Origin of the sequence: Rhizobium pantanalense, assembly GCF_030182525.1 — a bacterium.
In the GTDB taxonomy this organism is placed as follows: Bacteria; Pseudomonadota; Alphaproteobacteria; order Rhizobiales; family Rhizobiaceae; genus Rhizobium.
Genome location: NZ_JAQJCH010000011.1, coordinates 55849 through 72940, shown reverse-complemented (window position 1 = coordinate 72940; position 17092 = coordinate 55849). Strand labels below are relative to the sequence as shown.

Here is a 17092-nt window from a genome sequence, read left to right as displayed (position 1 = left end):
CGGACCCCGCCGTCCTTCTCGGAGCAGGCTCGCGTGCTCCGTCGAGGGCAGCTTGCCCTCTTCGCACGCAAACCGGCTCCGCTCGTCCAGGTGGGGCCGGACCCTGAAGCGCCCGTCTTTCCGCCGGTTCGGGCTGACCGCACCGAAGGGCAAGCCGGCATGGGCCGCAGCCGCTTCGGACGACCTCGAAAGGAAACGACCATGGCCAAGCCCGCATCCTCTCCTCGCCAATCCCCACGCGTCGTGCAACTTCGCAAGGGCGCCACCGTCGAAATGGTCCGGCTCACCTGCCCCGACGCCAGCCAGGCGCTGAAGATCGCCGAGAGTTTCGGGACCGCCGTCATCGACAGCGACGGCATCCGCGACCTGCATGAGCGCCTAATCATCGAGACAGCCGATGCGCTCTGCGATGGCCTTGGCGACAAGGCCATGCAGATCCACCTGCAGCGGATCGTCGGCGCCTATGTCGGTTCTGCCCATGGCGCCGGCCAGTTCTACAGCCGCGCCGTCACCGAAGCGCGCGATGCCACGGCCAAGGCCGCGAACGATGCCCGTGACGAGGACCTCGACGGCCCCGTCGGCTATGACAGCGCCGCCCAGCGTAAGCGGGAGTTTGCCGCCGACATGGGCATACAGGCCCATTCGCTCAGAATGGCAGCCGAAGGTGCCGTCGCTGCCTATGCCCAGGTCATCGGCGAGACCTGGAAGCCTTTCGACCGGCCGGTCGAGCAGCCGGGCACGTCGCTCAGCCGCAAGGCGGCCGAAGCGCAAATCTCAGCCTTCGATTAGATAGCTCGGGCGGGGCTCCGCCCGGCTTTTCAGTCGACACAAGAACGGCCGGTTCCATGGCGGGACCGGCTTTTTTCGTGTCGCGGAGGCGGAAACGAGCAACATGAAATGAAGCCGATGGCGCGCGCAGCGCAGCCCGTTCCGTTCGTCGGGTGTGCAGGAGCCGCCGGCGGACGCAACGGCCTTGCCGTCCTCCACTTTGTTGCGGCCGTTCCGGTGCATCCGCCGACTGACCTGCTCCTGCCTTCGACCCTCCGCAACGGGCCGCGACGGGCGCGGCCTCAAAACGGAGGTTTTGATATGAGCAGGACAGAAAATCAGAGGGGCGATCTTTATACCCGCATCACCGACAAGATCATCGAAGATCTTGCGAAGGGCGTGCGGCCCTGGATGAAACCATGGAATGCGGCGAACGCGGCAGGCCGCATTACCCGGCCGCTGCGTTACAACGGGCAACCCTATTCTGGCGTCAACGTACTGCTTTTATGGTCGGAGGGCATCGCACGGGGTTATACGTCATCCACATGGATGACGTTCAAGCAGTCCCTTGAACTGGGCGCCGCGGTGCGCAAAGGCGAGACCGGCACGACCGTCGTCTTCGCCAGCCGGTTCACCAAGTCCGAAACCGACGGGAACGGCGGCGAAGTCGAGCGGGAAATCCCCTTCCTGAAGGCGTATAGCGTGTTCAACATCGAGCAGATCGACGGACTTCCCGACCACTACAATCATCAGCGGCCCGCACCGGTTCCAGATCCGGTCCAGCGCATCGAGCATGCCGATTGGTTCTTCCGCAACACCGGCGCTTCCATTCGCCAAGGCGGCAACCAGGCCTTCTTCTCGCCGGCCGCCGACCTCATTCAGATGCCGCTGTTCGAGAGCTTCAAGGACGCTGCAAGCTACTATGCAACCCTCAGTCACGAGGTCACCCATTGGACCGCGCCGGACCACCGTGTCGGTCGCGACCTCAGCCGCTACGCCAAGGACAAGAGCGAGCGTGCGCGCGAGGAATTGATTGCCGAGCTCGGCAGTTGCTTCCTTTGCGCCGACCTCGGCATTGTTCCCGAACTCGACCCACGACCCGATCACGCGTCCTATCTTGACTCCTGGCTCAAGGTCCTGACCGACGACAGACGGGCGATCTTCCAGGCGGCAGCGCATGCGCAACGGGCCGTAACGTTCCTGCATTCGCTGCAGCCCGACTCAGCCGACGAGCGCCTTGCTGCGTAACGACTTGTCAGCGCCGGTCGTTGGTCTCGCCAGCGACCGGCAACTCTCGGTCGTCAGCCGCGGTGGGCGCGTCACGATCAGTTGCAAGGTCCAGTTTGCCCCAGATCGAGGTTTTCCGGTCAATCGGCTTGAGCTTCCGGGACGGCTTGATTTCGACGATAAACGGTTTTGTCTGCTGACGCATAAATCCTCCCGGCGACGAATCGTAAGGCGCGACGATAGCGCGGAGGATGGGCAATGCAACGCCCTACGCTCGGGGGTTCAGCGAGGCTTGGGTCTGGCATGTGGACAGGACAGCGGAGCGATGGTTGTAACGGTCGGACGGGCATTCGTGGATTGGCAGCCATTGCCATATCCCTTCGACTACTGCACCAGGCCACGACCTTCGCGGGCTCGATGAGGCATGTCTGATCGAAGACCGGCTTCACCTCGATCGTCTTCCCGCAACGGCCTTGCGAAACTTTCTTCCCCTGAGCGCGATGCGCTCATTCCTCGCGAAGCAACAAAGCTTCTCCTGGCCGCCCTCCATTTCATTCCGGCCTTTCAGGTGCGGTCCGATCGTCCCCGATCCTTGCGACAGCCATCGAGGCCGCGATGGGCGCGGCCCGAAACAGCAAAGGAATACGACAATGGCAACCATCGGCACCTTCACCACCTCCGAAACCGGCTTCAACGGCTCGATCCGCACGCTCGCCCTCAACGTCAAGGCCCGCATCGCCCGCATCGAAAACCCCTCCGACAAGGGCCCGCACTTCCGCATCTACGCAGGCAATGTCGAGCTGGGCGCGGCCTGGCAGAAGCGCTCGGAGCAGGACCGCGACTACCTCTCGGTCAAGCTCGACGATCCGAGCTTCCCCGCCCCGATCTACGCAACGCTCACCGAGGTCGATGGCGAGGACGGCTACCAGCTGATCTGGTCCCGCCCCAACCGGGACTGAGACCCGGACAAGGCCCCGCCGAAAGGCGGGGTCAAAACCGGTGACAGAGACAAGCCTGCGGCAGGCATCGAGCCTGCCGCCGGCTTTTTCGGTGCGATACGGAGAGGGACAATTGTCTGCTCAGATCGGGGTATCGTGTCGGGAGAAAATGTCGGCGTCGAAGGACGCGCGGTTCCCCCCAATTTTGCCTCCGCTTCGTACCTGCGCTCCAACAAAATCGGCTCCCCCACGCGCCGGCTCCGCCGGTCGCTGCCGCGCTCCTTGACCCCGTCATCTCCTCCCGCCCCGCGGTCTCGTCTTTCACGAACTCAAGGAGATTAGACGATGACGATCGAACAGCACATCGAAGAACTGCGGGCTGAACTGAGGAACGCCTGCGATGCCGCCGAGCGCCGCCAGATCGAGGCCGAGCTTGAACTCGCCCAGGCTGATCTGGCCGTGACGCTTGCCGAACAGGAGGGTGCGATCATGGCCGAACCGCCTTTTTGAGGCGGCTCTTTCTACGGCACGTGTGCCGGTTTGCCGGATTGACCGGCTTATCGGCTGTCGGGGGTTTCACCCCTCGACACTCCCGCCGACTCCCGCCGGATACGGTCGCGGCCCCTTCTGGCCCGCGGGTCTCTTCTCTCTCTGACGTCCCATTTTACTCCAGCAAATCCGGCGTCAAGAACGGCGCGGTCTCCCCCAATTTTTCCGTCGCTGCGCTACCCGAAAAATCGGCTCCCCCGCTTGCAAGTCGCGTTCCGCGCTCCTTGACCCCTCTTTGCCACGGAGTGGCCGATCTCCGTCATCAAGATGAAGGAGATCACATCATGACCACGGATCAGAACCTTATGCTCCACACGAAGCTTTCCGGTTTCCGGCTCGTCGTGCTTGCAAACCGCTTCGGCTGCGATACCACGTTTTCACGAGCGCTTCATGACCGCCTGATCGAAGGGCTCGATGCGGCTCACGCTCGCCTCCGCACCATCATGGCATTGGAACGGAGCGTTCTTGCCGGCGACGACGACTATGCCGCCTATCGGCTCACAGGCGAGAACGAGATGTTCGAGCGTTTCACCATCAACTTGCAGGATGAGCTCGAGATCGATTTCGACACGCACGAATACCGCATCAACGGTGGCGGTTGGACCAATGCTTTGTCGGCGGATTGCGACGGCGTCGATATCGATTATCCAAGGCTGGTCGCGATGTGCGAGACCGAACTGGGTTCCTTGGCAGCGATCGTCAGGGATATCCGCCAGGAAACAGGCATCGTCATTCATGCGGCCCGTGTCGTCTACACAACGTACGAAAGCTCCTGAGGCGGCTTTTGCGATTTCCGCGGACGGCGAGAGCGGCTGCGTGAGGGCATTGGCAAGCTTTCGATCGCAGCGAGTGCGACCAGTTCAACGTCTCCTTGTCGACAAGCTGTCATCTCTCATCGGGGATATTGCAGCCCGTCCGTCCGGCCGCAACCTGGCGCCGCCGGAATTTTCCCCGCCGCATTCTGCGGCTCCTCGCGCGTCAAAATTCAGGCGCCGCCAGATCCTCCACATCCGTTTCGGCCTTGCAAGGTGCAACCCTGCTTCCCGGTCTGCTGTCGATCCCCGCAATGACGCAATCGACACGGAGATCCATCATGCAACAGCTCGCTCAATTCCTCGCCGCCACCGGCCGCCAACTCCGCGCCCTCGGCAAGGTGATCAGCCACTTCTTCCGCAAGGGCAAGCTCGCACTGAAGCTTGCGATCAAGATCCCGTTCTTCGTTGACATCGAAGTGTCGTTCGAGACCGATTGGAACCTGCGCCGATGAGGCGCCTTACGGCCCGGTTCGGCGGGCCGTTCTCATTGTGCCACTGAGGCGCGCGGACGATAGCCGCGCTTGCGCTTTCGTCGGAGCAGATCGAGGAACAGGTCTACAGCTTCCTCTTCCCGACCGAAATGATGGATCATCATCTGTCCCTTGCTTCCGATGCGGCCCCATTTGCGCAGGAGACAGACGTCCCCGAACAGGTTCGGCTCGATTGACATGGCATAATAGCGCGCCATGTTCTTCGCTACATCGGTGCGTTCGACATAAAGATGGTAGGGTTGCGCGATCATGAGGGTAGAATCGCCGATCCCGGGAAACGCGTCCAACGACACTTATGAATCGGTCGGCGCTGATCGATTCACGACGGTGATGATAAGCGAGGGGACGAGACAGGCTTGGTGCGAGACGCCTTCGGCGCACGGCTCTACTCGCTCACGCTCCCCGAACCCGCCGGGCGGTTTCGGCCATCCGGCAACGATCCTCTCGCGGGTCCTCAGCCGCACCATCCATGTCTGGCACCGTCCCAGCGCCTGGCGAGGCCCTCATCGACAAGTCTGTCCCCGATCGAGTGCCCGGATCGTGTTACGGTCCGGAGCTTGCGACCATACTTGTCTTCATCGCGCAAGCCAGCGGAAAGCGAGAAGTTGCCGGCATTCAGCAGCGCCAGCAGGCGTGCCTTCGCCGCCTCGCCCTTGATGCGTTCCGCTTCGCAGCGCGGCGGGCTGAGTTCCGGCGTGTCGATATCCGCGATGCGGATTTTCTGGCCCTCGAACCAGAAGGTATCGCCGTCGACGACGCAGTTCATGCGCGCGCTCTCGCCGCAAAACGCAAACGCGGCCGCCAATCTATCTGCCGCCGGCGTTCTAGCCAAAGCGAGTACGCCAGAGAGATCGCCGCCGCCGAAGGCAAACCAGCCTCCAGCAGCAACAATGATGGCTGAGATCAACGCCATCAGCGATGTGCGCGGACCTTTCTGTCCGGACTGGGGTGACTTTCCCCGCAGGCGATATCGATCATTCCTACTGCCGGACTTCCGCGGCCTTCTGAACGGAACCACATTCGATTTCGCCACTTGCCCGTCCTCTTCTGTTTGCCTCAAGCTATCTCGGACCTGGTTTCATCTGCGTTTACGGCCCGACCTGAAGTCGGGCCGGCAGGATGGTGTGCGCAGGCGGGGCGCAGTCGGTCCCGCCTCCCCTTCGGGCCACCATGTTTGAGGCTCCTGCGGCTGCGCTGTTTCCCGCCCCTCGCACGACGAGAATTCCCGAAATCCCGCCCGTTGGGCGGCCGCTATGCTGATTTCTCCGATACTCTTCATTATGCTCGATGGGCCTTGCTCGTTGCACTGCGCGCCGGCTCGATCGGATGCGCGTCGGGCCTGCCTTTGAGCTGGTGAAACTTGTTCGTCCCGACGCACCTCTTCATATCCTCTCGCCGGAACCAGATGGCACGGCCGCATCTCAGCGGTGCGTTCCCCGCCGTGAAGACGATCTGCTCGTCGGCACGCATGCGCAGGACCTCATGAGGCTGGATCAGAGGTCTGGCGGCCAGTTGCTTCGATCGTGTGCGAGACGATCCGCTCGCCTGAGAACTGCGGCTGACCTGGTCGATCTCGACCGTCGTCATGCCGCAACGGCGCGAGATGTAATCGGCGGTTTCGGGATCGTTGATGGCGGCAAAGGAAATCCAGCTCGCGCTTTCGAACCATTTGCTTGCCGCGTCGCGACCGCCATAGGTCTCGCGCATCTGGCCGATCGACTGGTAGATCATGAGGAGCGTGATGCCGTATTTCCGACCGGCGTCGCGGGCTGTCTCAAGGATGCGCATGTAGCCGAGGCGCGCGACCTCATCGAGGAGAAAGAGAGTCCTGCCCTCCATTTGCCCATTGCGGTTATAAATCGCGTTCAGGAACGAGCCGATGATGACGCGCGCCAGGCCCGAATGCGTTTCCAGCGTCTTGAGATCGACATTGATGAAGATGTCGGTCTTTCCCTCTCCAAGATCTTGCGTCGTAAAGCTCGTACCCGAGACCAGGGCGGCGTAGTTCGGATAGGACAACCAATGTGTTTCCTTGACCGCGTTGGCGTAGACGCCGGAAAAGGTCTCGGGCGTCATGTTGACGAAAGCCGCGACATTTTCCTTCACGAAGTCCGAGTCTGAGTTGTCGTAGATCGACTGCAGCCGCTCCCGCAGTTTCGGCTCCGGCTCGGAGAGGTTCTTGCGCACCTGCCGAAGCGTCTGGTCGTTCTCCGGCGTGTGGCCGGAGAGGCAAACATCGGCAATCAGCGCTGTCAGCAGCTGCAAGGCCGAGGCGCGGAAGAAATCATCACGAACGCCGCGCGCGCCGCCGCTATCGCTCATGATCCAGGAGGCGACCGAGGCGATATCCTCCTCTTTCGTTCCGCCGAACCGGCCGATCCAGTCGAGCGCGTTGAAGCCGATCTCCGAGCGCTTCGGATCGAGGACAAAGACATCTCGGTCGGCGTCGCCACGGTGCTTCGACACCATCGGAGCGACCTCATTCGACGGGTCGAGGACGACGAGCGCCCCGCCCCATTTGAGCGCCGTCGGGATCGTGACCGATGTCGTCTTGAAGCCGCCGGAGCCGGCGAAGACGATGCCGTGCGACGAGCCGAACGAGCCGTCGAAGCAGAGCAGTGGTGAGGTCCCGCCTGCTCCCCACGTCTCGGCGCTGTCGGCGCGAAACGCGTATGCCGCGACGCTGTCCCTATCGACCCGGTAGCGCTCGCCGATGACCATGCCGCCATCCGCGTCAAACAGCTTTTCGGCTTGCGACAGCTTCATCCAGTCGGCCTCGCCGTGCAGAGCCCGCTTGCCGTAAATGCGTTTCGGCTCGGACCTGGCGAAAGCGGCGTTGCCGGCGATCGCCACCCGCATGCCGAACAACACGGACATCAGCACGGCGGCCGCGCCGATCGTCGTTGCGGGATCGAGATAGTTCAGGATCGACTTGCCGGCCGGCACCTCGCCCCGGAACGCGGAGAGCCGTATCGTCTCACGCAGGATCGCGACGACGAGCGTGGCGATCGCGCCCGTGAAAACGCCCCAACCGGCAGACCTAATCCTGGCTGAGCCGGCCACCGCAAACAGGAAGACGATGCCGACGAGGGAGGCGACGACATAGGGCAGAGCGATGCCCGCCCGGCCGAGCATCTGTTTTGCGGCATCGCTCTTGCCGAAGGCGGAAAGCCAGTGTTCGACCCCCGCCATGCCGACTGCCGTCAGCATCATCAATGCGCAGGGTGCGACGTATAGAACGATTCTATTCATCGCTCTCTCCGAACGCCGCAGCACCAATCGCGGTGAGCCGAAGGCGCTCCTGCTGATCTCCCTTCAGGCGGCCGGCGGCATCGATGAGAAGCCCGAGCAGCAGCGCCCGCTTCTCGTAGCGAAACCCGGCCTTGACGATGAGGCCGCCAAGCTCGATCTTTTCCCGCGTGTCCTTCTTGCGGGCGTCGGAAGTCGCCGTGCGCGCCATCCGCTCAAGCCTCAGCAGTCCCGCCCGCAGTCGCGCCAGCCGCGTCCTGCGTGGACGATGCGCTGCTTTCGCCGGCGCTACCCACCTTCTTCCCTCCGGTTGCAGCGACCTTTCCTCCGCGAAACCGCTTCGCCAGGTCCTCGAAGGCTGCCTGCAGCGTTGTCTCATCGACTTCGATCTCGCCGAGACCTGCCTTGAGCGCGATCCGGCCGATGCGCTCAGCCTCCCGGGTCTCGGCCGCCTTGAGTTGCTCTTGGAGCTTGGCGATTTCGTCGCGGATTTTCGAGGATGGCTTCTTCATGTGCTGATGACTCCTGGGTGAGAAAGCTTTGTCTTGCGAGGCCAGTCTTCCCGATCGACGCGCGGAACGCACTAGGCGGATCATGCAATCGCCAGCGGCGATGCTTTGGTGAATGATCCCGGCCGTTCCGAAGGAGCGGATCCGAAGGGCGCAATTATACGTCGCTGCCGCGACGCCCTGCTTTTAGGCCCTGGCGGGGCCTGCCGCTCCCGACGAACCCGTTGATATTGTTCGCAACCGGGAAAGAACTCCGCCGTGGCCGTCCCCCATTTCTCCGTCAGCGTCGTCGCCCGCGGCTCCGGCCGCAGCGCGGTGCTGTCGGCGGCCTACCGGCACTGCTCCAAGATGGAGTATGAGCGCGAGGCGCGGACGATCGACTACACCCGCAAGCAGGGTTTGCTCCACGAAGAGTTCGTCATCCCCGCCGATGCGCCGGAATGGCTGCGCGCGATGATTGCGGATCGATCGGTGGCCGGCGCCTCGGAAGCGTTCTGGAACAAGGTCGAAGATTTCGAGAAACGCTCCGACGCCCAGCTCGCCAAGGATGTGACGATCGCCTTGCCGATCGAGTTGACGCCCGAGCAGAACATTGCGCTGGTGCGGGATTTCGTCGAGCAGCACATCACGGCGAAGGGCATGGTCGCGGACTGGGTCTATCACGACGCACCGGGCAATCCGCATGTCCATCTCATGACGACGTTGCGGCCACTGACTGCGGACGGGTTTGGCGCTAAGAAGGTCCCGGTAACGGGGCCAGACGGCAATTCGATCCGCAACGATGCCGGCAAGATCGTCTATGAGCTCTGGGCCGGAAGCATCGACGATTTCAACCTGTTTCGGGACGGATGGTTTGCCTGCCAGAACCGGCACCTGGCCCTTGCGGGTCTCGACATCCGCGTCGATGGCCGCTCCTTCGAGAAGCAGGGAATTGACCTGGAACCGACCATCCATCTCGGCGTCGGCACGAAGGCGATCGAACGAAAATCCGATGGTGCGTCCGAGCCGGTCGAGCTCGAGCGTCTCGAACTGCAGGAGGCGAGGCGGAGCGAAAACGTCAGGCGGATCGACAGGAATCCTGAGCTCGTGCTTGCCCTGATCATGCGGGAGAAGAGCGTCTTTGACGAACGGGACGTGGCTAAAATCCTGCACCGTTACGTCGACGACGCGGTGCTGTTCCAAAGCCTGATGGTGAGGATCTTGCTCTGCCCCGAAACCTTCCGCATCGAGCGCGAGCGGATCGACCTTGCCAGCGGCATCCGAGTGCCGGCCAAATACACGACGCGCGACATGATCCGGCTCGAAGCCGAGATGGCCAATCGCGCCGTCTGGCTGTCTCAGCGATCGTCGCATGGCGTTCGCGAGGCAGTGCTGGCGGCGACATTCGAGCGCCATGAGCGTCTTTCGGATGAGCAGAAAACGGCGATCGAGCATGTGGCGGGACCTGAGCGGATCGCGGCCGTGATCGGCCGAGCCGGCGCCGGCAAGACGACGATGATGAAGGCCGCACGCGAGGCCTGGGAAGCTGCGGGTTATCGGGTCGTCGGCGGCGCACTTGCCGGCAAGGCGGCCGAGGGCCTGGAGAAGGAAGCGGGCATCATCTCGCGCACGCTTGCTTCGTGGGAGCTGCGCTGGAACCAAGGGCGGGATCAACTCGATAGCAAGACGGTTTTCGTTCTCGACGAGGCTGGCATGGTGTCATCTCGGCAGATGGCGCTGTTCGTCGAAGCGGTGACGAAGGCCGGCGCCAAGCTCGTTCTCGTCGGCGATCCCGAGCAGCTTCAACCGATCGAGGCCGGTGCTGCCTTCCGCGCCATTGCCGATCGCATCGGCTATGCCGAACTCGAAACCATCTACCGCCAGCGCCAGCAATGGATGCGTGACGCCTCGCTTGATCTTGCACGCGGCAAGGTTGGCAAGGCGGTCGAGGCCTATCGCGCCAATGGCAGGGTCATCGGGTCGGATCTCAAAGCCGACGCTGTTGACAACCTCATCGCTGCCTGGGACCGCGATTACGATCCGGCGAAGACGTCGCTTATCCTCGCTCATCTGCGCCGTGACGTGCACATGCTCAACCAGATGGCGCGCATCAAACTCATCGAACGCGGGGTTCTCGATCAGGGAACCATGTTCAAGACCGCCGACGGCGAACGCAACTTCGCCGTCGGTGACCAGATCGTGTTCCTAAGGAACGAGGGATCACTGGGCGTCAAGAACGGCATGCTGGCCAAGGTCGTAGAGGTTGGAGCGGGACGCATCACCGCGCGGATCGGCGATGGGGAGAATGCCCGCCTGGTGCTGGTCGAACAGCGCTTCTACAACAACCTCGATCATGGCTATGCCACGACGATCCACAAGAGCCAGGGTGCGACCGTCGACCAGGTCAAGGTGCTGGCCTCCCTTTCGCTCGACCGCCACCTCACCTATGTCGCCATGACCCGTCATCGCGAGGATCTGGCCGTCTACTACGGCCGCAGATCCTTCGCGAGGAACGGCGGGCTTATCCCGATCCTGTCGCGAAGGAATGCGAAGGAAACGACGCTCGATTACGAGAAGAGCGCCTTCTACCGACAAGCGCTTCGGTTTTCAGAAGCCCGCGGTCTCAATCTCGTCAATGTCGCCCGCACCCTGGTTCGCGACCGGCTGGAATGGGTCGTCAGCCAGAAGCAAAAACTTGCCAATCTCGGTCTCCGCCTTGCGGCCATCGCCGGCAAGCTCGGGCTTGTCCGCGGCGCCGCGCAGGCCCCAACCCAAAACAACACCAAGGAGGAAAAGCCGATGGTATCGGGCATCACAACCTTCGTCAAATCGGTTGACCAGGCGATCGAGGACAAGGTCGCCGCCGATCCAGGATTGAAGAAGCAATGGGAGGAGGTCTCGACCCGCTTCCACCTCGTCTATGCCCAGCCGGAAAGCGCGTTCAAGGCAGTCAATGTCGATGCGATGCTGAAGGACGAGAGCGTCGCAAAATCCACGTTGGCGACGATCGGATCGAAGCCCGAACACTTCGGCGCGCTGAAGGGCAAGACCGGGATCCTCGCCAGCCACGCCGACAGACAGGAGCGAGAAAAGGCGCAAACGAATGCGCCGGCGCTGGCCCGCAACCTTGAGCGCTATCTGCGCCAGCGGGCGGAGGCGGAACGGAAGTTCGAGGTCGAAGAACGCGCTGTCCGTCTGAAGGTCTCGATCGATATTCCCGCGCTGTCGCAAAGTGCCAGGCAGACCCTCGAGCGCGTTCGCGATGCGATCGACCGCAACGACCTGCCCGCCGGCCTCGAATATGCGCTCGCCGACAAAATGGTGAAGGCGGAACTGGAGGGTTTCGCCAAGGCGGTATCGGAGCGGTTCGGCGAGCGAACGTTCCTGTCGCTTGCTGCAAAGGACCCCAATGGACAGACCTTCAATGCCGTCACGTCGGGAATGACGGCTGGACAGAAGGCCGAGGTGCAATCGGCGTGGAATATGATGCGGACGGTGCAGCAGCTCGCCGCGCATGAGCGCACGACCGAGGCGCTGAAACATGCGGAGACAATGCGTCATACGAAGAGCCAGGGGCTCTCGCTCAAATGAAAACATCCGTGTTTGCGTTCGGCACGCGAAGCGCTCAAAGGACCTTTGCTGTCGTGCTCTTGGCCCTGGCGATATCTGTCATTGGCGGCGGAGTTGCTGCCGCAATCGTCGGCGGTTTCCGCATTAACCTGACACCGAGCGAACCCCTTGGCCTCTGGCGTATCGCGGCGCTCGATCGCCCGGCAGCTCGTGGGGATCTCGTTTTCATTTGCCCTCCGCAAACGGTGGCGATGGTGCAGGCGAGAGAGCGTGGTTATCTCCGGTCAGGAACCTGCCCAGGCGGCGTTGCGCCGCTCATCAAGACGGTCGTCGCCGTTGCCGGGCAGCATGTGGAAATCGGCGCCGGCGTGATGATCGATGGGCGTCCGATCGCGTCTTCCGACCTGATCGCGCAAGACGGTAAGGGTCGGCCGATGAAGCCCTTTCCCGGCGGGATCGTGCCTGACGAAAGCGTCTTTCTCCATTCACCGCTCAGGGGCTCGTATGACTCCCGCTATTTCGGCCCCCTGCCCGCCTCAGGGATCCTCGGCCTGGCGCAACCGGTGCTCACCTATGCGCCGTGAGCACCTCCAGCCAGGCGCATTGATCGCCGTTTCAATCGTCACCGGTGCGGTGGGATGGAGTGGCCACGTCCTGCTTCTTCCGGTCGCGTTCACGTTTCCGGTTCTCTGGGGGCTGGCGCGAACGAGACTGACCGCCGCGTTTGTCTCTGCCGGCTATTTCCTCGCTGCGTCACGCGGTCTGCCACAGGGTGTTGCCACCTTCTATTCCTCGGACTTCTGGCCGGGACTACTGCTTTGGCTTTGTGCGTCCACCGGCTTCGTCATCGTGCACACCGTCCTCTGGACGAAGAGGAAGGGTATTCGTCCGTGTCACTATCTCCTGGCAGGCTTACTCATGGCCATTCCGCCATTCGGCATCCCCGGCTGGGCTCATCCGATCACTGCCGCGGGCGTTTTGTTTCCAGGGTGGGGATGGTGGGGACTGGTTGCCGCGACAGCCGGCCTCATGGGCCTCGTAACCCGCATGTGGCCAGCTGTCGCGATTGTCCTGGCAGGCTTTTGGATCTGGTCCGCCGCAACCTGGGACGAACCGAAACTAGCTGAATCGTGGCAGGGGGTCGACCTTGAAATGGGCGCATCGCTGGGCCGCGACCCCAGCATCGAGCGACACCGTGATCTGATTGCCACGGTGAAGGATCGGGCATCGGGGGGCGCACGCACGATTGTTCTTCCTGAAAGCTCCCTGGGCTTCTGGACGCCGACTGTCGAACGGTTCTGGGTGCGAGCTTTGAGAGGAACTGACGCCATCGTCATCGCCGGCTCGGCCGTCATCGATGCGGGCGGATACGATAATGTTCTGGTCGCTATCTCCAGTGAGGGCGCGCGGACCCTCTATCGCGAGCGCATGCCGGTGCCAGGTTCGATGTGGCAGCCGTGGCGGGCGTTGCTCTCTCAGAGCGGCGGTGCGCAGGCACATTTCTTCGAAAATCCGGTCGTGACGGCCGCCGGCCGTCGGATAGCGCCGCTAATCTGCTACGAGCAACTGATCGTCTGGCCGGTCCTGCACTCCATGCTTGAGGATCCTGATCTCATCGTCGCAGTCGGCAACGGCTGGTGGACGCAAGGGACATCCATCGTCGCCATTCAGCGCGCCAGCGCCAAAGCCTGGGCGCGGCTCTTTGCCAAGCCAATTATTTTTTCCTTCAACACCTGATTGCCAAAGGAGACGTCATGCTCGACGCGGCCCTCATTCAGAAATGCGCCGACCCCTCGCTGAAGCCCGCGATCGTCGAACAGTTTGTGGCAGCTGCAGGTTCGAACGATCCAATGGCCGTCACCGTCAAATCCGGCGGCCGATTGATTCTCGTTCCAAAGGCGGCGTCCCCTGACGAGGCGATGGCGATCATCCGGCAGTATGTCGGACAGGCGGTGGTTCGCGTTGGCCTGACGCAGTTTCCGGCGGGCGTCGGGATCAAGGATGTCTCCGATCTGAAGCCCGACCTGCTCGACAGTTGCGAAAACCTTCGCAAGGGGACGGCGATGTTCGCGAAAGTCTTGCGCATCGTCGCCAAATGGTATGGCAATCCTAGGAGCGATGAGGTTTTCCCGCAAATATTCGAGGACGCTGTCTATGCCTGGAAGACGGGGGAATTCGAGGGCGTGAGCGTTTTCCAGGCGCCCGATCCAGGGGGCTCAGTCGTCAATCAGCGTGAGCCGATCGACAGCGGGGGAACTGATGACGCAGCAGACGACGCTTCCCCGCCGACCGACGCCGAACCTCAAGATGAGAGACAAGTTGGCGCAGCGGGGATGCGGATTGATCTTTCGCGTATTGGTGGGCAAAAGTAGCTGCCCGGCTTCGTCCAGGATGATCAGGCGCGATCGATGCCTGGCGTTGCAGATCTATCGAAGGCGAGCTGGCGACCGGGAAAAACGCTTCATGCTCGCGCACGGCTCTGCCCTTCCTATATCTTTCCTAACGATTGCATGATCATATCAAAGGGCGTATCGCCTGCTTCGAACAGAGGAAAACGGTGCCTAAGGTCAATCCATCGATCCTGCGTTGGGCTCGCGAAACCGCGGGGCTTACTCTCGAGGATGCCGCTGAAAAAGTCGGTCTTGGCGAGGCTCGCGGCGTAGCGGGCAGCGATCGCCTGGCCATGCTCGAGGCGGGGGAAAGCGAGCCGACACGGCCGATGCTTTTGAAAATGGCCGCGCAATATCGCCGGCCCCTTTTGACGTTCTATTTGGCAGAGCCACCGGGTGTGGCCGCGCGCGGCGAGGATTTTCGGACCCTGCCGGCTGAGTTCGCGAAGCGCGATGCGGCATTGGTCGACACGTTGCTGCGTGAAGTGCGCGCGCGGCAGGAAATGGTTCGAGCCGCGCTCGAAGCCGAGGACGAGGCAACCCCGCTTGATTTCGTCGGGTCGTTTGATCAAAGCCTGGGCGCCGAGGCATTGGCGACGGCCATCCGGACGCGCCTTGTGTTCGAATTAAAGACGTACCGGCATGGAAGCGGCCGCGGAACGCCCAAGGGTTTCGCCTATCTTCGCGAGCGGGCCGAGGCGGCCGGCATTTTCGTGCTCCTTATCGGCAACCTTGGCAGTCATCACAGCACCCTGAATGTCGAACTCTTCAGGGGCTTCGCCTTCGCCGATCCCGTCGCGCCTTTCGTCGTGATCAACGATCAGGACAGCGAGCAGGCGTGGTCATTCACGCTTCTGCACGAGCTTGCCCATATCTGGCTCGGTCGGACCGGTGTCAGCGGGGGACGGCCGGCAAGCGCGATCGAGACGTTCTGCAATGATGTTGCCGGGCGCATCCTGCTGCCCACGGCGGAAATCGCGCTGGAGCCTTCGCTCGTTGGGGCGTCGCAGGAACAGGTGATAGCGCGGATTTCCGCAATCGCGGATGCTCGGCAGGTCAGCCACTCCATGGTGGCCTACAAGCTCTATCGCGAAGGCATCATCGACCAGGAAACATGGTCAGCGGTCACCACGCTATTCCGCCAGCAGTGGCTGAGGAACCGAGCCACGCAACGCGATCGTGCCAGGGAAAACGAGGGCGGTCCAAGTTACTATACGGTCAAACGCCATAAGCTCGGCAATCGGCTCGTCGAACTCTCCAGGCGAATGCTGGCGGAGGGCGCCTTGTCGCCTTCGAAGGCCGCCGCGATCCTCGGTGTTAAAGCCAGCAACGTCTATTCCCTTACCGATAGCGCGGCGTAAGGAGAAGCCGTGCATCTCCTCGACGCAAACGTTCTGATAACCGCCCATAATCTGTACTACCCGATCGGCCGGTTTCCGGAATTCTGGGATTGGTTGGTCCATATGGGCGAGGCCGGCGAGATCAAAGTTCCCGTGGAGATCCTCGAAGAAATCACCGAGGGTTCGGAAATCGGTCGCTGGCTGAGCGAAGCTGACAACTACAGTGTTCTGCGGCTGGACGAAGATGTCGACCCGGCCTTGGTGCAAGCTGTTATCGAGAAATACGCTCCCGATCTGAACGACGCGGAAGTCATCGAGATCGGGCGGGATCCGTTCCTGATCGCCTATGCGATGGCGCTGCCCGCCAATCGAATCGTGGTGACGGTTGAGGCTTCGAAGCCAAGCGCAAAGCGCGCAAATCGCCGCATCCCCGATGTCTGCAAGGATCTCGGTGTCAAGTGGTGCAACAGCTTCGAAATGATGACGGCCCTGAACTTCACGACGGCTTGGCGATCCCGAATCTGACTTTCGCGTGGTAATGTCAGCCCGGATTTGTCTCCGTCAGGAATTCTCTTGGATCGACAGCCAGTGCTTTGGAAATCTGGCCAAGGACCGTGAGCGTTGCAGACATCTCTGCACGCTCAATGGCACCGATATGGCGCGCACTCAGGCCTGTGCGATGGGCCAATTCTTCCTGCGTCAGTTTCTGGCCATGGCGGATACGACGCAAATTCCTCGCCATGACCTCGTTGAGATCCATGACATCAGCGGAAACAGAATCGGAACTATTGTTCTAGGAACTATAGTTCCGATTCAACAAAGCCTGTGATATTGCCGGGTGATCAGATGTTTACTCTTCCAAGAGGATCGTCTGACATAGGAGCCGAGAGGCGTGCGCGAATACGGCGCAGTCGTGCCAATCCATCGATCTGGGAAGGAAAAGAAATGCAAGATGCGGGTTCCTCGCAAGCCGGAGGAGACCAGAGGAAACCTCGATACGATTTGATGGACAAGGCGGAATTGGAGACGCTGACAGTGGCCGCCATTCGCGAACATCGCCGTCTCCTTGCCGCCGACCAGGCTGTCTACGAAGAGTGGATACGCGCAAGCGAGGATCCTACAATCGCCAGCTCGGTTTTGGAGACCCTTCAGGAAGAGCATTTTGCGCGCCAGAAAAGGGCCGCAGCTCAGCAGGATGAGCTTTCGGATATGCTTGACGCACTCGGCTTCGTGCCCGCGGTGCCCACCGATGATGACGTTAGTTAAG

General features: G+C 61.9%; 20 protein-coding genes. 13 read left to right on the top strand and 7 right to left on the bottom strand.

The genetic code is table 11. From position 1 onward, the window contains the following. Nucleotides 1–201 precede the first annotated feature (201 nt). Together PH558_RS25980 and PH558_RS25975 are read left to right on the top strand one after the other, a co-directional pair. Complete coding sequence (locus tag PH558_RS25980; RefSeq protein ID WP_179613318.1) at nucleotides 202–789, top strand: hypothetical protein; 588 nt, start codon at nucleotides 202–204, stop codon at nucleotides 787–789. A gap of 300 nt (nucleotides 790–1089) precedes the next feature. Further along, the gene (locus PH558_RS25975; RefSeq protein ID WP_179613317.1) at nucleotides 1090–2016 is read left to right on the top strand and encodes an ArdC family protein; all 927 of its coding nucleotides are present in this window, start codon (nucleotides 1090–1092) and stop codon (nucleotides 2014–2016) included. Nucleotides 2017–2023: 7 nt separating this feature from the next. Here PH558_RS25975 and PH558_RS25970 read toward each other — a convergent pair whose 3' ends face one another. Further along, entirely contained in the window at nucleotides 2024–2200 is a 177-nt protein-coding gene (locus tag PH558_RS25970) for a hypothetical protein (RefSeq protein ID WP_179613316.1), read from the bottom strand. A 445-nt stretch (nucleotides 2201–2645) separates the two neighbouring features. Here PH558_RS25970 and PH558_RS25965 point away from each other — a divergent pair, with 445 nt between their 5' ends. The 4 genes from PH558_RS25965 (at nucleotide 2646) to PH558_RS25950 (ending at nucleotide 4749) form a co-directional block, all read left to right on the top strand. Next, the gene (locus PH558_RS25965) at nucleotides 2646–2954 is read left to right on the top strand and encodes a DUF736 domain-containing protein (protein WP_179613315.1); all 309 of its coding nucleotides are present in this window, start codon (nucleotides 2646–2648) and stop codon (nucleotides 2952–2954) included. Between the two features lie 324 nt (nucleotides 2955–3278). After that, on the top strand, nucleotides 3279–3443 hold the full coding sequence (locus PH558_RS25960) for a hypothetical protein (protein ID WP_179613314.1): 165 nt from the start codon (nucleotides 3279–3281) through the stop codon (nucleotides 3441–3443). A 323-nt stretch (nucleotides 3444–3766) separates the two neighbouring features. Continuing rightward, nucleotides 3767–4258, top strand: a complete 492-nt coding sequence (locus PH558_RS25955; RefSeq protein ID WP_179613313.1) for a hypothetical protein — start codon at nucleotides 3767–3769, stop codon at nucleotides 4256–4258. 317 nt (nucleotides 4259–4575) lie between these two features. Further along, nucleotides 4576–4749: a hypothetical protein gene (locus PH558_RS25950; protein ID WP_167540210.1), complete on the top strand. Its 174-nt coding sequence runs from the start codon at nucleotides 4576–4578 to the stop codon at nucleotides 4747–4749. 32 nt (nucleotides 4750–4781) lie between these two features. Here the strand turns inward: PH558_RS25950 and PH558_RS25945 are convergent, their stop codons facing one another. The 5 genes from PH558_RS25945 to traC form a co-directional block, all read right to left on the bottom strand. Then, nucleotides 4782–5039 carry a WGR domain-containing protein gene (locus PH558_RS25945; protein ID WP_015341943.1) on the bottom strand — a complete coding sequence of 86 codons (258 nt, stop codon included), beginning with the start codon at nucleotides 5037–5039 and terminating at the stop codon, nucleotides 4782–4784. Between the two features lie 203 nt (nucleotides 5040–5242). Continuing rightward, entirely contained in the window at nucleotides 5243–5701 is a 459-nt protein-coding gene (locus PH558_RS25940) for a thermonuclease family protein (protein WP_210273583.1), read from the bottom strand. A 365-nt stretch (nucleotides 5702–6066) separates the two neighbouring features. Continuing rightward, nucleotides 6067–8040: a Ti-type conjugative transfer system protein TraG gene (traG, locus tag PH558_RS25935; RefSeq protein WP_179613311.1), complete on the bottom strand. Its 1974-nt coding sequence runs from the start codon at nucleotides 8038–8040 to the stop codon at nucleotides 6067–6069. Further along, nucleotides 8033–8248 carry a type IV conjugative transfer system coupling protein TraD gene (gene traD, locus PH558_RS25930; protein ID WP_028753562.1) on the bottom strand — a complete coding sequence of 72 codons (216 nt, stop codon included), beginning with the start codon at nucleotides 8246–8248 and terminating at the stop codon, nucleotides 8033–8035. Before traD ends, traG begins: the two co-directional genes overlap by 8 nt. 4 nt (nucleotides 8249–8252) lie before the next feature. Further along, entirely contained in the window at nucleotides 8253–8549 is a 297-nt protein-coding gene (traC, locus tag PH558_RS25925; RefSeq protein WP_028753561.1) for a conjugal transfer protein TraC, read from the bottom strand. A gap of 255 nt (nucleotides 8550–8804) precedes the next feature. Between traC and traA the strand changes: the two genes are divergently transcribed. From traA to PH558_RS25895, 6 genes are all read left to right on the top strand, one after another. Continuing rightward, the gene (gene traA / locus PH558_RS25920; protein WP_179613310.1) at nucleotides 8805–12116 is read left to right on the top strand and encodes a Ti-type conjugative transfer relaxase TraA; all 3312 of its coding nucleotides are present in this window, start codon (nucleotides 8805–8807) and stop codon (nucleotides 12114–12116) included. After that, the gene (traF, locus tag PH558_RS25915) at nucleotides 12113–12679 is read left to right on the top strand and encodes a conjugative transfer signal peptidase TraF (protein WP_097607845.1); all 567 of its coding nucleotides are present in this window, start codon (nucleotides 12113–12115) and stop codon (nucleotides 12677–12679) included. Before traA ends, traF begins: the two co-directional genes overlap by 4 nt. Continuing rightward, nucleotides 12669–13832 carry a conjugal transfer protein TraB gene (locus PH558_RS25910; RefSeq protein WP_179613309.1) on the top strand — a complete coding sequence of 388 codons (1164 nt, stop codon included), beginning with the start codon at nucleotides 12669–12671 and terminating at the stop codon, nucleotides 13830–13832. Before traF ends, PH558_RS25910 begins: the two co-directional genes overlap by 11 nt. A 17-nt stretch (nucleotides 13833–13849) precedes the next feature. Further along, entirely contained in the window at nucleotides 13850–14467 is a 618-nt protein-coding gene (locus PH558_RS25905; protein WP_097607847.1) for a TraH family protein, read from the top strand. 185 nt (nucleotides 14468–14652) lie between these two features. Then, nucleotides 14653–15846 (top strand): XRE family transcriptional regulator, encoded by a 1194-nt coding sequence (locus tag PH558_RS25900; RefSeq protein ID WP_179613308.1) that lies wholly within the window; start codon nucleotides 14653–14655, stop codon nucleotides 15844–15846. A 9-nt stretch (nucleotides 15847–15855) separates the two neighbouring features. Continuing rightward, nucleotides 15856–16350, top strand: coding sequence for a DUF4411 family protein (locus PH558_RS25895; protein ID WP_179613307.1), 495 nt, complete (start codon nucleotides 15856–15858; stop codon nucleotides 16348–16350). Between the two features lie 16 nt (nucleotides 16351–16366). On the opposite strand, the gene PH558_RS25890 is transcribed toward PH558_RS25895, so the two are convergent. Then, nucleotides 16367–16585: a helix-turn-helix domain-containing protein gene (locus PH558_RS25890; protein WP_097607850.1), complete on the bottom strand. Its 219-nt coding sequence runs from the start codon at nucleotides 16583–16585 to the stop codon at nucleotides 16367–16369. Nucleotides 16586–16770: 185 nt separating this feature from the next. On the opposite strand from PH558_RS25890, the gene PH558_RS25885 reads away from it, so the two are divergent. Beyond that, a complete protein-coding gene (locus tag PH558_RS25885) occupies nucleotides 16771–17091 on the top strand; it encodes a transcriptional repressor TraM (protein ID WP_168318672.1) in 321 nt (106 codons plus the stop codon). Nucleotide 17092 lies beyond the last annotated feature (1 nt).

Bases quoted from the DNA above. Each gene is read 5' to 3' on its own strand.
- PH558_RS25980 (WP_179613318.1), top strand. From the start codon at position 202: ATGGCCAAGCCCGCATCCTCTCCTCGCCAATCCCCACGCGTCGTGCAA.
- PH558_RS25975 (WP_179613317.1), top strand. From the start codon at position 1,090: ATGAGCAGGACAGAAAATCAGAGGGGCGATCTTTATACCCGCATCACC.
- PH558_RS25970 (WP_179613316.1), bottom strand. From the start codon at position 2,200: ATGCGTCAGCAGACAAAACCGTTTATCGTCGAAATCAAGCCGTCCCGG.
- PH558_RS25965 (WP_179613315.1), top strand. From the start codon at position 2,646: ATGGCAACCATCGGCACCTTCACCACCTCCGAAACCGGCTTCAACGGC.
- PH558_RS25960 (WP_179613314.1), top strand. From the start codon at position 3,279: ATGACGATCGAACAGCACATCGAAGAACTGCGGGCTGAACTGAGGAAC.
- PH558_RS25955 (WP_179613313.1), top strand. From the start codon at position 3,767: ATGACCACGGATCAGAACCTTATGCTCCACACGAAGCTTTCCGGTTTC.
- PH558_RS25950 (WP_167540210.1), top strand. From the start codon at position 4,576: ATGCAACAGCTCGCTCAATTCCTCGCCGCCACCGGCCGCCAACTCCGC.
- PH558_RS25945 (WP_015341943.1), bottom strand. From the start codon at position 5,039: ATGATCGCGCAACCCTACCATCTTTATGTCGAACGCACCGATGTAGCG.
- PH558_RS25940 (WP_210273583.1), bottom strand. From the start codon at position 5,701: ATGGCGTTGATCTCAGCCATCATTGTTGCTGCTGGAGGCTGGTTTGCC.
- traG (WP_179613311.1), bottom strand. From the start codon at position 8,040: ATGAATAGAATCGTTCTATACGTCGCACCCTGCGCATTGATGATGCTG.
- traD (WP_028753562.1), bottom strand. From the start codon at position 8,248: ATGGCGCGCACGGCGACTTCCGACGCCCGCAAGAAGGACACGCGGGAA.
- traC (WP_028753561.1), bottom strand. From the start codon at position 8,549: ATGAAGAAGCCATCCTCGAAAATCCGCGACGAAATCGCCAAGCTCCAA.
- traF (WP_097607845.1), top strand. From the start codon at position 12,113: ATGAAAACATCCGTGTTTGCGTTCGGCACGCGAAGCGCTCAAAGGACC.
- PH558_RS25910 (WP_179613309.1), top strand. From the start codon at position 12,669: ATGCGCCGTGAGCACCTCCAGCCAGGCGCATTGATCGCCGTTTCAATC.
- PH558_RS25905 (WP_097607847.1), top strand. From the start codon at position 13,850: ATGCTCGACGCGGCCCTCATTCAGAAATGCGCCGACCCCTCGCTGAAG.
- PH558_RS25890 (WP_097607850.1), bottom strand. From the start codon at position 16,585: ATGGATCTCAACGAGGTCATGGCGAGGAATTTGCGTCGTATCCGCCAT.
- PH558_RS25885 (WP_168318672.1), top strand. From the start codon at position 16,771: ATGCAAGATGCGGGTTCCTCGCAAGCCGGAGGAGACCAGAGGAAACCT.